Genomic DNA, 15,266 nt, shown 5'->3' with positions numbered 1-15,266 from the left:
GCGGCCCAAGAGGAACTAAGACCTGCTTCGTGGCGACTCCCAATTCAACGCAGCACAGCCTAAGCTCTAATCTGCACAGGAAGAGCGGAATAACCATGCACAAAGTTAGACGCAATTCGCCCGGGTTCGCCGACAACCTCGACTTCCAGCCGCGCATTCAAAATTTCTTCCCAGAGGAGTTTTACCTGCAGTTCCGCGAGATGTCTGCCAACGCAGCGATGGATGCCGTATCCGAACGAGAGATGCTGCCGCACGTTCTTGCGGTCGATGAGAAATTTGTCGGCATTCTCGATGACCTCTTCGTCGCGGTTACCAGAGATGTACCACATGACGACCTTGTCGCCCTTTCTGATTTGTTTCCCACCTACGACAATATCGGTCGTGGCGTTGCGGCGCATATGTGCGATCGGCGTTTGATACCGGATGATTTCGGACACGGCGCTCGACACCAATTCGGGATTATCGCGCAGTTTTCGCAGCTCGGAAGGGTGCTGGTTCATGAACAGGAGGCCCCCGGTAATCGAATTACGCGTGGTGTCGTTTCCCCCGACGATCAGCAGAATGAGATTCCCAAGAAACTCGTTCGGCTCCATGTGTCGAGTTGCAGGCGAGTGCGCCATTAGGGAAATCAGGTCCATGCGTGGCTCGGCATTGATGCGTTCGTTCCAAAGCCGCGTAAAATACTCCAGGCACTCCGACAAGATCGCACCTCGCTTATCCCAGCTGTCGATCACGTGACCCTTTTTCGGAATTGCAACAGCTACGTCTGACCAATAGGTCAAGAGCCGCCGATCCTCAAATGGAAAGTCGAATAGCGTGGCCAACATCTGCGTCGTCAACTCGATGGAGACCATGTCCACCCAATTGAAGTCCTCATTGCACGGCAAGCTGCCCAGTATCCTCTTGACCCGACAGCGGATCAAGCTTTCGAGCTTCGTCAGGTGTTCCGGTGCGACGATCGGACTTACAGTATGGCGCTGCTCTGCATGTTTCGGAGGATCCATCTTGATGAAACTCCGCGTCCAATGCCGGTCAGGCACGTCGACAATAGCGACACCCTGCTCCGACGAGAACGCTTTGTGATTTGTATCTACCGCTACGATATCTCGGTATTTCGTTACGGACCAATATGGACCATAAGCGCTGGCTTTACAGTAGTGAACGGGATCTTCCATTCGCAAACGCGCGAAGTACGACCATATGCTGTCATCCTGAAAGCGCTTGGCTTCGCTTACGTCCAGATTGGTCAGCGGGATCTGGCACACATTATCGGCTCTCAAGTCAGCCAATCGCGTTTTTATGACCATATTGTTCTCTCTTGAGATCTACGGATCTGGTCACGATCCACAGTTCGAGCTGCCGTGGCGTTTTTTGGTTGCGCGGACCGCCGCTCAAACAGAATATCCCAAAGTGCAAGCAGCCTGCCCTACCATATCCGACAGTAAGGACCGCATTGAATTTTCGAATCGCGCCTCCAACAGTCATTCCGATCTTTGGCTGGAGCGGCTTCTATGTAGGTGTCACGCTGCCGGTGGTCTTCGCTCCGCCCCTTGGCGGAGGTGGCATAATGCAGCCGGAGGCACGTTCGGCGGCCAAATCGCTTATCGTGGCGAACTCGATGTTCGGTTGGGCGGCGCAAGGCAACTGGGCCGAATTCAAAGACGCAACGCCAATCTCGCTTTCGTCGGCGTCCAGGATGAAACCAAGTTCGACGCCTTCGTTCACGGGCCAGGTCTACGCGTGGAACAACGCGTTGCAGAATGTTAATTGGTGCTGCGGTCGCCCGCGACAAGCACCGCGTCGTCGATCACGCAACGGGTCTGAACGTCGATAGTAGCAACGCCGATTGACAGTTCGGAGCGAGTTCAACTTCAAGGTCCGCACCTACGGTGCCATTCCCGGCACATCTCGCTGGAGGCGCTACCGGTTCGATGGGACACTGACATTTTCGCCAAGGCCTAATCGATATGCGACTCAGAAAAAACTTCAAACCGAACGGTCAGCCTTATACTCGGATAGGGCGCCGCCTCATCCCGACAAAGGTGTTAGATAGGGTGCAACAAGCGCTCACTCGTCATCGGAAACGGTCAGAAGGATAATGCCTGCGTCGTTTCGATATCCTGAACGCCTCGGATTTCATAGCTTACCAGTCCCTAACAGCCTCTAGACATCTCACGCCGACGTTCTGCTTCAGCGGCAATCACATTGCTGCTACCATAAAGTGCGACGTCTCTGGGAGGGAACCGCGGTTGGTCTCTTTGCAAAAGCGAAACTTGGCGACATCAACTGCAAGCAAAGCAGCTTTCAGGAAACAAGGGATCGCATCTCAGCGGCCCCTTAATACGAGGAGGGGCGAATGACAGTGTGGTATTTCCTGCCGCCCCAGGGCCGGCTCAAGAAGAGCTGCCTATAGCCGAGCACCGCCTTAGCGGCAGATGCGCTGTTTGCTTAAACCATTTCCTCGGTAGGCCAATGTAGTAGCCGCGCCTGCGAAGCTCTGGCTCGGACCTGTTGAGCGTTTCGCAAATGGATTTCACAGGCGTGCCTGCATCAACAAGCTCGCGCAGCAGTTCATCTTCTCGTTTGGTCCAGCGAGAGGCGCGGAGAGTCAACTTCATTCATCCTCTTAGCTCCGATTTCACACTGTTCTGGCGAAGAGCTCTCCCCCCGGAGAGACACTGGCTCAGCCAATACCGTGCTGACCCCGTTGCCAACGCTTTATCGGAGATTCGTCCGTGTTTAGCGCTATTCATTTGAACGCGCTCAAGTGTGACGGAATGTAGATCTTCCATACCGACGCCTCTGGTTCCAGTCATAGCGTCGGCCTCAAATTGGCAGGAGAGGCGTTCCTTCGAAAGCTATACGTTCGCATAGTCGAACCTCTGTAGATCCTCCTATCGGAGAGTATCCGGCGATCCATTTCTGTTGGCACGTATCCGTCAAACACCATGCCGCGAAGGCTGCCCTCGAGCCATGGCTTGCGTCGAAACTCCCTACATGGCCTCCCTCCCCCAAGACTGCTGACCATGTTCCGGATCGGCGTCGCATGACGAAGGCGGGGTTGTTGCATCGCTCGTGGTCCTCCCTGCGGAGGATTACGATCAGGATCTGCTCTGGGGGGCGATAGAAGAAGCCGGCGCACCGTCATCTCTCGGGCCACCGCGCGCCATCCTCAGGCCCCCGATTTCGGAGAGGCTGATCGCCATGGCGATGGTCACACTATCGCCGGCGACGTCATCAACGACGAAGCGATCGAAAAGCTCCTCTAAGGGCTTGCCCAGGCTCCGCTCGGGCTTACGCGTGATGACGATTTTCGGATTTCCGTTTCAGCGGCGCAGGAGCAGACGGCGCTGCTGAATCATAACGGCAACTGGGTCAAACCGCATAGCACCACGCCGACAACCCATATTTTCAAGACACAGATCGGGAAGCTGCCGAACGGCACGGATCTTTCGAACAGCGTCGAGAATGAATATTGCTGCCTTAAGCTAGCTGACGCTTTCGGCCTGCCTGCGAACAGGGCGCACATCGCAACCTTCGGAAAGACGACGGCGCTATTGATCGAGCGCTTTGACGAAGATGGACAAAGGATGGCCGTCTGCTCCGCCTGCCGCAGGAAGATTGCTGTCAAGCCCTGTCGGTCCCGCCGACGCGCAAATACCAGAGCGATGGCGGCCCCGGATTGGTGAAGACTCTTGATCTGCTCAAAGGTAGTGATACGCGAGCCGACGATCAGGCGACGCTGCTCAGCGCAAATTTTCTTCTGGCTGATTGGCGCAACCGACGGCCATGCGAAGAACTTCAGCATCTTCCTTGCGCCCGGCGGCCGCTATCACTTGACGCCGCTCTATGACGTGCTCACGGCTCAGCCCAGCCTGGATACCGGCCAAGTCTAGCGCAAGCAGATGAAGCTCGCAATTTCGGTCGGGACAAACATTCCAGAATTGCCGAAGTGCAGGGCCGGCATTTCCTCCAGACGGGCGAAGCGGCGGGCGTACCGAAAAAGCTAGTGTGGGGGTGGACAGGAATCTCCAATGGCGAGTGCGACCGTCCGTGGCTCGCTCATCGCACGCATCTCGTTGCCGCGCAATGTCGGCCAGCGCAAAAGGATATGCTATACATCGGCATTCCCTGAATGGAGAAAGGGATTTTTTCCGAACAACTCGAAGGGGCAGGCAAGACTATCAAACTGTTGCACAATCCCTTTCCGGACACATTCCTAGACCGCAAGACCAAAGGTCGATCGCTTACTTAGACGGTTCGAAAAAGCAGTTGACCAGCAATAGCTCAGTTCGGTGTCCTTTTGGTCCATAGCAGGCCGCCCGACCAAACGTGTTTGACGCGTCCCCACCGGCAGGCTGAGGCAACATCCGGGAAGAAGCCTCGTCCATTCTGATTGGCGCTCGTATTGCAAAGCAGGGGAATGCTCGTGAGCTTCTCGTATTCGACAAGAAGCTCTGCGACCTCATGCTGGGATGTTCTAGGAATCGTCTGAAGGCGCGCCGATCCGTCAAGGTGTACGATGGCGGGGACTTTGTCCCGCCATTCCGCCCGCGTGCTGTGATCGAACACCATGTAAGGATCCGGCGTTCCTGGGGCGAAAATAGAGGGTGCGCGATCCTCCAGGCATATCGGCGCCACTGGCCGGAAGTATTCGCGAAGCTTGATATCGTTGAGATAGTTTTTCATTCCTCCCGACGTTGCGGCGGCCAGAATGCTTCTGCCACCCAATGCCCGTGGTCCGAGTTCGGCGCGGCCGGCAAGAAACACCACAGGCTTGTTGCTCGCAAGGACGACGGCGAGGTCACGCATGCTGCACGGTGTCGCCTCCCATTCAGGCGGCACATCACCGCACTGCAGGGCTGGCCCACTGTAGACCGACCAGTCTAAGGGAACGAAGCCGTTATCTGCCGCCATGGCCGAGCAAGCCGCACCTATTGCCGCCCCCCTGTCGTTCGGAAAGGGGGGCACCCAGACGGCATCGAAGAGACCGGAGACACGTAATGCGCTGTTCCATTTGATATTAAGAGCGCAGCCACCAGCGATACACAAATTGCGTGATCCCGGAAGACGCGGATACTGTTGTAAAATGGTCGTCAAATTCTGGATGAGAAGACGCTCAAGGAAACAATGAAACGATGCAAGGACATCTTCAGCTCGTTTGGTCTTCAGGCGAATGGCACTCGCGTGGAAGAAATCGTGGATAGCTGCAAGCGAGCAATCCACGCTGCTCTCTGCATGGTAGTTCGCAGCGTGCTGCACGGTCGCCGCAAGACGCTCCTCATAGAGGCCCCGAAACACAGCTATGCTCTCTTCATCGGCGGATCCCAGCGCAATATACGCCATTAACTTGCCGGCAACACCTAGATCGTCCCAGCTGGACCGGCTCGTGTAAGGTCCGAAGTGATCCGCCGCTGCCGCGTAGACCTGACCTATCAGCGGAAACAGGTATTCAATGAACTGAGCGCCGCCGCGGCCCACATAATAGAGGCGCGGAAAAATGATACCGTCCCAGATCAGAGCGAATGCGTCCTGTCCCGCTCTGGCGAATGGGCTCGTGCAGAATGCAGCTGCCAGATGCCCCGTGACATGCGGATAGCTTCTATAAGGAAATGACCTGCCGTCGAGGATTAGCCCAACGCCGCCGTATGGAGCAAGAATGCCGTCTGGATGACTTTCAACATACGATGCCCACTGGAGACTGACAGGTTCGGCTCCACTTCGGAGCCGAAGACCATCTCTCCACCACGCTCCGTCGACGACGAACAGATCAACATCGCGCGGATCGAGACCGTGCTCCGCTAAATCGGTTACAATGGCATCGAAATTGTCGATCGCTTGATATCGTCGATTGTTCCCTCTTTTCTCCCGCTCGACACAAAATATAAGCCGTCCAGCCTCGATAAGAGCGATCGCCCCATCATGTCCTAGTTTGATACCGCAGATGCGCAATTTAGATCCTCCGAGTGCGCCGGCAATTGGATTCATTCGCAGACAAACGGTGCTGGCATCCGGAGTAAGTATGCTCGTTTGATGCACAAGCTTACCGACATGCGCGCAATGCGGTCCACGTGGGGACCGACTTCTTCTCGGTGGATCTGGCGCAGCGAGGCCGGACGCGCCTATATTGCCGATCATCACAGCAATACCCGAGCAGGCGCGCATTGAAGTCTAGCCGGGGCCGCATCCTCCATTTCTTGCACTCAATTTAAGAAGAACGCGCGCCTACCTACAATATTGGGCACCAGCTACACTCCTCGACGTGGTCGGGACGAACCGAAAATTCTTTAAACAACGGTCAGCTAAGGCCCACTTGTTCCTAAGGACCTAAATCAACCGCTTGGCTTTGATAGCTGCCAAATTTGATAGGCGCGAGAGCAGCGTGGACCCAACCGTGCTAGTTTCGGTCACCGCAGGACTTCAACCGCTCGAATACCTGCTTCCGCTTCCGTGATCACTGGACGCCGTCAAGAGCGGACGTCCTCCTCGAAATAGACGCCGAGCAGCGCCGGCGAGACCGTTTCCCCAATTGAAGCTGATGCAAGGAGTATGCAATCTGGGTTGCTCTCGCAACTAGATGATCGGTAAACAGCAACGATCTCGGCGAGTTCGCGAAACTCGTCGGGCATCGGATATAGTGCGCATTACACAGCAGCCCGTCACACGGTACGCTCACGCCATAGGTGAGGCAGCTTCAAGTCCCATTGAATCGAACAGACGTAAGAACTCTGGCACGCCGCCGGCTAGCGCGATGGATTGTCGGATTTCCGACGAGACATCTCTGAGCCGCAGACACGAGATCCACTCCAAACGTTTCCATTTCAGAGTCCAGCTAGCTGGCACAGTTGTTGCCAAGCTTTCGAATGTCAAGCTAACGGGACAAATACAATGTTGCGATTGTCCGCCGTCGTGTCGCTCGCGCTACTGCTTCTCCGACCAGCTTTTGGCGAGCAAACCAACACGTTGACAGCAGGCAACGTTGGCGGAGCGACAATGACTGAGTTTGCTGGAACGTGGTCAAATGAGAATCCTAGCATCGGTATCATGACACACATATCTGTTAACCAGCAGTTCGACAAAGCCCTCGTTCATGCATGGGGCAGATGTTGTCCGACCGACTGCGATTGGGGCATTGCACGGACACAAAGTTCCGAGGCCTACTATGGAAGCTTAGAAGTGGAATGGCCCTCTAAGTTTTCAGTGAGAAGCGCAACCTTGACAGTCGAAGGACGCGATCGATTGCAAGTAAAAACGAAAGTTCACTTCACCGACGACTCCGGCAGATCGGATTATACTGTTGTTGACTACCTCATTCGAGCACCTGAGGAGGCCTCCCGAAAGCGCGGGTCCTCGCTAGCCGGCGCCTCAACACTGCGGTCTCAACATTTGAATCAAGAAGCGCGGCGGATCTGTCCTCCCCTTCGAGTAGCCTATGCCAATCTACTCAAAGGCGACTGAATGCTTCGTATGAAATCGGCTCGAGGCCACAACCTTAGTCCCAGCCTTTTTTAAGCTCGCCCATAGCAAGCGGGCTTGAGACCGGCAAAGGATCGCGGGCACCGGGTTTAGGCGACAACACCGACGACAAGGCTCCTGGGGATTCGTCTCAAAGAGACTTTCATGGCCCAAACGCTGACGAGAACTCTTTTGCACCGAGAAGAGAGCTTCCGCATTGTTTTGACATTTCACTGAACCAGAGCAATGCGATGCGAATCCAGGCAAAGGATAGTGACCATTGCAGTCGTCAATCCTGAGGAAGTATTGTGACGCCAAGGTGCCTTGGTACACGATCTATCCAACTGCATCACAGTTCTCCGCTGAGGTTGGTGCCAAGGCCTATGAGAAATGGCTGAGCCGCTTGCCGCCCTGCGAGCCAGTGTCGCTCTATTTTCACATTCCGTTTTGCCGCTCGATTTGCTGGTATTGCGGCTTTCCAACGGCCATGACCCTGCACGATGCGCCAATCCTCGATTATTTGTCGGTACTGCGTGAAGAGATCCGTTTGGTAGTGCAGCAAGTGCCCAAAGAATTACCTGTGAACGACGTACATTTCGGCGGCGGGACGCCGACCCTCATCAAACCAGCGGAGTTCCTGGATTTGATGGGACATTTACGTCTTCAGTTTGCATTCATGAGATCGGCATCCATCGCAATCGAGATTGATCCGCGTGTATTCACGGCAGAAATGGCCGAGGCCTTGGGCGCAGCCGGAGTGAGCCGCGCGAGCCTGGGCGTGCAGAGCTTTGATCCAATTGTTCAGAATGCCATCAATCGGGTTCAGACAGAGGCGCAGACGGCGGCTGCCGTCCGCAGTCTGCGCAAACATGGAATACGCCGCATCAACTTCGATCTCATCTACGGCCTTCCGAGGCAGACAGTGCAGTCATGCGTGCGGACTGCAACATTAGCTGCGGCCATGCGCCCCGACCGGCTTGCGGTTTTCGGCTACGCGCACATTCCTTCGTTCAAGAACAATCAGCGCCTCATCGACGAAGCCGAGTTGCCTGATAACGGTACCCGCGCTGAACAGGCAGTGGCCGTGACCCATACGCTGGTCGCGGCCGGCTATCGCCAGGTTGGACTCGACCATTTCGCGTTGCCCGAGGACGAGCTCGTGCTGGTGCAGAAAGCCGGCCGCCTGCGGCGGAACTCCTTGGGCTACTCGGCAGACACTTGTAGAACCCTTATCGGGCTCGGGCCGTCGGCAATTGGGCGATTGGAAAACGGCTACGTCCAGAACGAAGCTACCGCGGGCTCTTACAGCCGGCAGATCAGAGCTGGCCGCCTGGCGACGTTCAAAGGCTGCTGTCTCACCCCGGAAGATCGTGTCCGAAGCGCCATAATCGAGCGGCTGATGTGTGATCTGGAGGCCGACGTGCCGGCAATCTGTGCCGCCCACGGATTTGATCCAGTTCCGATTCTTGACTCAGCTGAACGCTTGGCGCTCCTCGCTGACGATGGGATAGTGGACATCAAAGATGGTTTGATCCGCGTGAGGCGGGAACACCGCTTTCTCATTCGATGTGTTGCTGCCGCTTTCGACGCTTATCCATACCGCTCACCCAGTTAGCATAGCCACGCGGCGTGAACGGCCAAACCTCCCGCAACGCACGCGATTGCGGATGCACTCCGATAGAGACCCGCAACCGTCTCGAACAGAGAAGACGGATACGCGCCGGCCGCACCGGGCCGCATACGTTCGCAGTAGATCGTGCTGTGATGCATGAGCAACCCGGCACACGGCGCATCATCGGCTTTCTCCTTAGCAACTGCGCGTAGCAGCGACGTCCGGATTTAACCACGTCATGTCATTCCATGGCGCCTGTGAGCGTGACCGATCATATAAGTCACAGGGCAGAACAGTCCTTTTGCGCATCGAAGTCCCTCGTGCCCAAATCAACTCGGCGCGAGGAACGCTAATTAAGTACAGACCCTAGGACTATATCTGCATTCCGACTCCGGGTCGGCGAGGCAAAAAAAGGTTTGGCAGAGCCACTCCATCTCCGGGCTGGCACTGCAAATATCTGACGTATCGGCGACCCGCGCATTGGTGTCGATCGATCCTGCGGCCTCAGCGAAGAAAGTCGGCACCGTTGCTGCAAGCGCGATGGCGGTCGCGGTCACAAACAAGAATTTTTTCATTCGAGCGTCACTTCCTTAGCTGGCCCCAGCCGACGTCCTGCTTAACAGAGCCAACGCAAAACGCAAACCTAACGCAACGTCAGGTTACATCTTGTAGATTGTTACTCAGGCGCAGACTTCCGATCGCGTTGGCATGTCTGGGTCGACGATTGGAAGCGGGACTAGGGCCGCAGCAGTTGGGAGCATAAAGCGGATGGGTGATGCTCTGACGAAGCTGAGAGATTACGCGGCCGTTTGACTAATGCACGCCCAACGCTGGTTGGCCTCGGTTGGGCAGCGGACGAGCTTTCCGCCGTCGAATAGCAATCTTCAACACCGCAGGCGAGTTGGCACTCGGAACCAGCCGCTAACTAGAGTCAGTGACAGATCAAGAACAATCAATGACTCGCTGGTCGCCCCAACCAACGGTCTCAAACGTCGCGCAAATCCATGGGCTGCGAATTCTCTAGCTCGGGCAGACGTAAAGCCATCAGGGGCGCACCCGATGATCAGAGCTTCGGCACGGGAGCCCCCGGGAAGATATTCGCTGGTTCGAGGAGCGAAGACACGTCGATCCGATTGCCTCGTGATGGCCGATGGTGCGCTTTGCTCAGCGCCGCGACACTACAGCCGCGCTGTCCTAACTTTCACAAGCATACTGTCGCGAACGCCACAGAAGTTTGTGAGGCTTATGTCAAATGAAGCCCCTTAACCAAGATCGAGACGCCAAGCGCCCGCGCGGGATGTGCGCTTAGACGCTGTATACGAAGCACAAATCTTCTTTGTAGTCGAAAATGTAGGCTAAACCGCCCGTGACGCTTACAGAAAAGTAAGATGACGTATCGTGATCGAAGCCGCAGTAGGCTCCCGAGCCTTTCGGTTTGAGCAATAAATGCGAATGCTCACCATGGTGGTATAGGTTCGGTAAGGCGCCGGTAACGTAGCAATGCCTGCCATGGTCGTATGCGCTAACTATACCGTCTCGTACGGACACGCTCATCCTGTAAGATTCAGGGGCCTCGAGGCCATGAACGCGGACGACAACGCGCCCGAGCGTGTGGGCCAAGGCAACCGCAGCCGCGGCAGCCCGAACGTGCACCTTCATGAATTTCCTATTGATGGGCGTTCAGGAAGGTGGAGCGGGGCCGCCCGACGCGCGAACGCCTCAGGTGCCGCGCCAAGTCCGCCCCTGCATCACCAAGGATATCGGCGGTGCTGACTTCAACGAAGCAAAGAGCGTGCCCAAAGGGACCGGAGCGATTGCAAGGATTTTACTTTGATAATCATGCACCCATCACGAAGACCGACCCGGCTCGTGTTGTGTGGTTGGCAGGGCGCCACAACGGATCGGAAACCGCCCCAAGAGGAAAGCTTGTAAATCAAAGAGCCGGTAGGCTGTGTGGCACCGGCTCTTTCGAGCCGAGCGGTCCGCGCGGCCCTCGACCCGCTTTGCGGTAAAGCCGATAATCGCCTTCGCATCAATGCTGGCTGCAAGATCCGCGCCCGCGGCAGCGACGGCCCGTGAAGGCGTGACGTCTTCGTCAGTTTGCGAGACTTCAATCGCGGAAGGACCGAGACGTGCCTCCTGTGCTTCTGATGATGTGCCTGCTTCGGTCGATTAGGCTTGCGCCTGCTGATTTTGCGGACAGCATCACTGCATCGGCTCGGTGAACTCGATCGTTAAGCCCCAGAAGCTGCGGCCTTTTGCCCATGCCGGGCTGATAGTGCGATGCTGTTGACCGCGCGATAGGCGAACACGATGGCCGGACCGATTGTGATGCCTGCTCCAGGATAGATTCCGCGCATTGGCGAGGTCATGTCGTTGCCGCAAGCATACAGACCTGAGATTGGCCGGCCATTTCCGTCCAAGACCTTTCCATAAGCATCAGTTGCCAATCCAGTCGCCGTACCGAGCGTTGCTGGAACAATCGGCAGCGCGATAAATGGGCTGTTTCTGATAGGTCCGAGATTTGGATTTTTCGTTCTCAGCGCCGGATCGCCCAGCGTGCGATTGAAAGCCGATTCGCCGCGTTCGAAGAGCGGATCGCGTCCTTCGGCAGCGTGTGCGTTGTGTTCTTCGATCGTCTTTTGAAGCTCTTCGGCGTCCAGCCCCAACTGCTTCGCAAGCTCTGGAAGGGTCCGGCCGACTTTGATGTAGTCGAGGCGCGCATATTTACTAATGCTCAAGGTCCACGGCCAGGGGAGCAAATGTCCCATGCCTCTCAAGCGGACGAAATCCTGGTCGCAGACGAAGTAGAACCGCTTATCTGCCGGATATCCGCTTTTGAACATCGCGAGGCAGATGTCATGGTACGAATTCGATTCGTTGACGAAACGCTTCGCATTTGGCCCCACAGCAATGACGCCGGGACGGCCGCGATCGAGCCAGCCGTAAGGGACAATTTGCTCAGCGCTGCCGCTCTTCAAGAACGACACGGGCGTCCAAAATCCGGCTGAGGCGACATCATTGTCAATCGCAGCTCCGAGCTTGGTCGCAAGCTCAATACCGTCCCCGGTGACATCGGGATGAGCCAGCGTCTCGTTATGCTGGTGAGCGCCGCTAAGCTGCGCTCTCATTTGCGCATTACCAGCAAAGCCGCCCGTTGCCAGAATCACTCCGTGCGAGGCGCGCAAGCGAATTTGAGAATCGATCAGCTTGACGACTGCCCCCGTGACACGCCCATCTTCCTTAATCAGCTCTATGAGAGGAGACGAGGGCCAGATTTCCACGCGGTGCTTGCGTAGGCTCACGAGCAGGCGCGCGATCAGGGCATTGCCTCCGCTGAGCTCGGTGCCACGCCTGTAACTTAAGCGATCCCGCGCGTACCGGCTGACGCGGCGCAGCACATGCTTCAGCGAAGTTAAAGATTGGAACGGATTCAGGAAGCTTCGAACCTCGCCCGATGAGATCATCATTCCACCGAGCACAACGCGAATTGGGTCGCCTATCAACTCGAAGTCGGTGCCGAGAAGTCGTCCATCGTAGGGTGCAGGGTTCAGTGCCCGGCCCATGCTGACCCCGCCGATTTGGCTTGAATGATAGTCAGGGGCAGTGGAGAGCATGAACTTGACCTCCGTCCCGTTCTCAAGTGCGGCCAGCGCAGTTGGGCCGTCCTCAAGGTAGGCCTCAACAATGTTCGCCCGATAGCAGGCGCCAAGCTCATGCTTCAGGTAGGTCCTCGCGTTCGTCAGCGAGTCATCGATTTTTTCGGATCGCGCCTGGGATGAACAAGGAACCCAGATCATGCCATTGGACAGAGCTGTCGTGCCGCCAAGTCGCGGGGATTTCTCGCATAGGGTGACGCGTAGTCCGGCCTTTGCCGCATAGAGCGCCGCCGACAGTCCGGCCGCACCGCTGCCGATCACGAGAACTTCTGTTTCCCAATCATGATCCGACCCGCTCCCTCTCGGGAATACCGCGGTCTTATGCTTAGCTGCTTGGCCCATTGGCTTGTCCATTTCGGTCCCGCTGCAATATTTTCGATCAACGTCAGTGGTTTCGCCCAAGCGGGACGGCCTTGAACCCCGCAGCGGCCGCCTTCACTGCCCGTTCGATGGGAATTCTTTCGATGGACGAAGCGCCGACGAACCCGACACACTGGGTTGATCGATAGACCTCGACCGTGTCCTGCGGCTCGGCGATTGCTCCGCCATGGCAAAGCAGGATCACGTCGGAGCGTATGCTTCGCGCCGCCGCATTGATGTCGTTGATGCGCCTGATGGCTTCTCGAATTGACTGCCCCTCTTCATGCCCCACGAGGCCGCCGCGTGTTGCACCGACATGGGGTACGATGCAATCAGCTCCGATGCTGGCCATCGCTTTGGCGTCTTCCGGGCTTGCGACATAGGCAAGCGAGAAGATGTTCTTCTTGCGAGCCAAGGCGATCATCTCGAGCTCCCGCTCGAATCCGAACCCGACTGCGCCGCGGCGATCGCGCCATTTTTCGCCCATGGTGGAGATGGTCGGATAGTTGATCACACCAGAGAAACCGGCAGCCCAGAACTTGTCGAGAAGCGCATTAAGATCGAGCCGGAGCGGATCCCAGGCTTCCACGCCGCCGATGACCGGCACGGAAGAGACGACGTTGCGAATTTCCGCCGCAAGCTCAAGCGTACGTGCGTTGGAATCGCCAATCCGACTCGTTGGGAGTCCCATGAGTCGCGACAGCCCGGTGCTGTAAACCACCAGCAGGTCGGCGCCTCCGAGAACGGCGCACTTGGCAACCAAGCCGCAGCTGCTGCCAGCGGCAACAACCGCTTTTTGCTCGGCGACCTGACTTGTGATCTTCGAGAGAATTTCGGTTCGCTCAAACATCCGCATCGCGCTCTCCTTGTCCCAATTGTTTGAGGATCCACGTGGCGGCAGCCTCGGCCAATTCGGGATCGTTGATGTGGCAGTCAAGCTCGCGGATTGGGATTTTTGACGCGAGATGGTTCTTGACCGCATCGAGCCAAGCCCGGTCGGCATCGGCGTTGCGAAAAATACCGCCATCACGGTCGTAGTCGGAAACGCCTTTCGTAGGCCAAAGGACGATTGCAGGCGCCTCTGCCAGCGACAGCCGCTCGGCCGTGAGGCGGCCGATGCTCTCGTTCTCGGAAATGTTCGTGCGCATGAGCGTCGTATAGGGGGTATGCGAGTAGAATTGGCGGCCGCGAAATTGATCAGGCACACTCGAAGGCGGACCAAAATTGACCATATCGACCGCGCCGGGCGCGATCACTTGCGGGATCAATTGGTGTGATGCTGCCTTTAGTCGATCTGGACCAGCGCTCGCAGTTCCCCCAACGATTTCGTCAGCGAGCTCGGTTGTGGTCAGATCGATGACAGCGTCGAATTCGCCGGCCGCGATCAGCTGCTCCATTTTCCGTCCGCCAGCGCCATTGGCGGGAAAAACGATCGTGTCTACGCCGGCCTGCGCAAGGCGAGCAATGCACAGATTTGCCGCGGGCGTCGTCACGCCAAAGGCCGTGATCGCGACGATCTTCTTGTTTCGTCCCGCTTTTGCCGGCCTGTAATGCAACGCAGCGATGGCCCGCCCAGCATTTTCGAGGACCCTTGCAGTAAACGCGTTGATGCCCAAGAGATCGACCAGCGTCGGATAGAGAATAATGTCGTTATGAACGGCTAATTCGGCGAGAAGCGCTGGCCTTGCGCTGCTCACCAGCAGCTTGGGAAAGCCATAAGGCAAGTCAGATACGATCTCGCCGAAAGCAGCACTCCCCTTACCACCGGCAACCCCGATAATCGCGCTGATGGTGCCGGACGCCTGGAGATCATGAACATTGACGCGCGTTGTTGCGGCTATCTCTTTCAACAGCTCGGCGGGCGAACCAACGCGTTGGCGGTTGCCATCGGCTTGTTTCGTCTCGCCTGCTACCCTCGAGGTGCCGATGTCGATTAGAACGGTCTTGCGGCCGCATGTCGCGATAATATCCGCAAGGTATGACACTTCGCGCCCCTTGGTATCGAGGGTCGCCACGATCGCAACTGCGCCCGAAAGTTCGGACGGGCTACCATCCCGGACCGCCCCTTGGCCGTCCGTGCAATGGTGAGACACGATTTTCCTCCCGGACGATTTTTGACGACAGGACGTCTAGACCGAGCTGACACCGCGTATAAGAACGGCAAAATGTCCAAGTGGGTA

At 56.8% G+C, this 15,266-nt stretch carries 8 protein-coding genes and 1 pseudogene; 2 read left to right on the top strand and 7 right to left on the bottom strand.

Going from position 1 to position 15,266, the window contains the following annotated elements; all coding sequences use genetic code 11:
* Positions 1–59: 59 nt before the first annotated feature.
* Together SE91_RS02630 and SE91_RS37335 are read right to left on the bottom strand one after the other, a co-directional pair.
* Positions 60–1,307, bottom strand: a complete 1,248-nt coding sequence (locus SE91_RS02630; protein WP_061846466.1) for a cytochrome P450 — start codon at positions 1,305–1,307, stop codon at positions 60–62.
* A 202-nt stretch (positions 1,308–1,509) separates the two neighbouring features.
* Complete coding sequence (locus tag SE91_RS37335; RefSeq protein ID WP_210183115.1) at positions 1,510–1,725, bottom strand: hypothetical protein; 216 nt, start codon at positions 1,723–1,725, stop codon at positions 1,510–1,512.
* A gap of 1,592 nt (positions 1,726–3,317) precedes the next feature.
* On the opposite strand from SE91_RS37335, the pseudogene SE91_RS38190 reads away from it, so the two are divergent.
* Positions 3,318–3,896: pseudogene (locus SE91_RS38190) on the top strand (HipA domain-containing protein).
* Positions 3,897–4,287: 391 nt separating this feature from the next.
* On the opposite strand, the gene SE91_RS02620 reads toward SE91_RS38190, so the two are convergent.
* Complete coding sequence (locus SE91_RS02620; RefSeq protein ID WP_061846464.1) at positions 4,288–5,952, bottom strand: carbamoyltransferase N-terminal domain-containing protein; 1,665 nt, start codon at positions 5,950–5,952, stop codon at positions 4,288–4,290.
* A 1,783-nt stretch (positions 5,953–7,735) separates the two neighbouring features.
* Between SE91_RS02620 and hemN the strand changes: the two genes are divergently transcribed.
* Complete coding sequence (gene hemN, locus SE91_RS02615) at positions 7,736–9,070, top strand: oxygen-independent coproporphyrinogen III oxidase (RefSeq protein WP_061846463.1); 1,335 nt, start codon at positions 7,736–7,738, stop codon at positions 9,068–9,070.
* Positions 9,071–9,420: 350 nt separating this feature from the next.
* Here hemN and SE91_RS34985 read toward each other — a convergent pair whose 3' ends face one another.
* From SE91_RS34985 to SE91_RS02595, 4 genes are all read right to left on the bottom strand, one after another.
* Positions 9,421–9,642 carry a hypothetical protein gene (locus SE91_RS34985; RefSeq protein WP_082813648.1) on the bottom strand — a complete coding sequence of 74 codons (222 nt, stop codon included), beginning with the start codon at positions 9,640–9,642 and terminating at the stop codon, positions 9,421–9,423.
* A gap of 1,659 nt (positions 9,643–11,301) precedes the next feature.
* Positions 11,302–13,080, bottom strand: coding sequence for an FAD-dependent oxidoreductase (locus SE91_RS02605; RefSeq protein ID WP_061846461.1), 1,779 nt, complete (start codon positions 13,078–13,080; stop codon positions 11,302–11,304).
* A gap of 31 nt (positions 13,081–13,111) precedes the next feature.
* Positions 13,112–13,942: a phosphoenolpyruvate hydrolase family protein gene (locus SE91_RS02600; protein ID WP_061846460.1), complete on the bottom strand. Its 831-nt coding sequence runs from the start codon at positions 13,940–13,942 to the stop codon at positions 13,112–13,114.
* A complete protein-coding gene (locus SE91_RS02595; RefSeq protein ID WP_061846459.1) occupies positions 13,929–15,101 on the bottom strand; it encodes a Tm-1-like ATP-binding domain-containing protein in 1,173 nt (390 codons plus the stop codon). Before SE91_RS02595 ends, SE91_RS02600 begins: the two co-directional genes overlap by 14 nt.
* Positions 15,102–15,266 lie beyond the last annotated feature (165 nt).

It is taken from the genome of Bradyrhizobium sp. DOA1 (assembly GCF_001593325.1).
Classification (GTDB): Bacteria; Pseudomonadota; Alphaproteobacteria; order Rhizobiales; family Xanthobacteraceae; genus Bradyrhizobium.
The sequence above is the reverse complement of the archived record's forward strand: the minus strand, read 5'-3'. Positions and strand labels throughout refer to the sequence as shown.

Bases quoted from the DNA above. Each gene is read 5' to 3' on its own strand.
- SE91_RS02605 (WP_061846461.1), bottom strand. From the start codon at position 13,080: ATGGACAAGCCAATGGGCCAAGCAGCTAAGCATAAGACCGCGGTATTC.
- SE91_RS02600 (WP_061846460.1), bottom strand. From the start codon at position 13,942: ATGCGGATGTTTGAGCGAACCGAAATTCTCTCGAAGATCACAAGTCAG.
- SE91_RS02630 (WP_061846466.1), bottom strand. From the start codon at position 1,307: ATGGTCATAAAAACGCGATTGGCTGACTTGAGAGCCGATAATGTGTGC.
- SE91_RS34985 (WP_082813648.1), bottom strand. From the start codon at position 9,642: ATGAAAAAATTCTTGTTTGTGACCGCGACCGCCATCGCGCTTGCAGCA.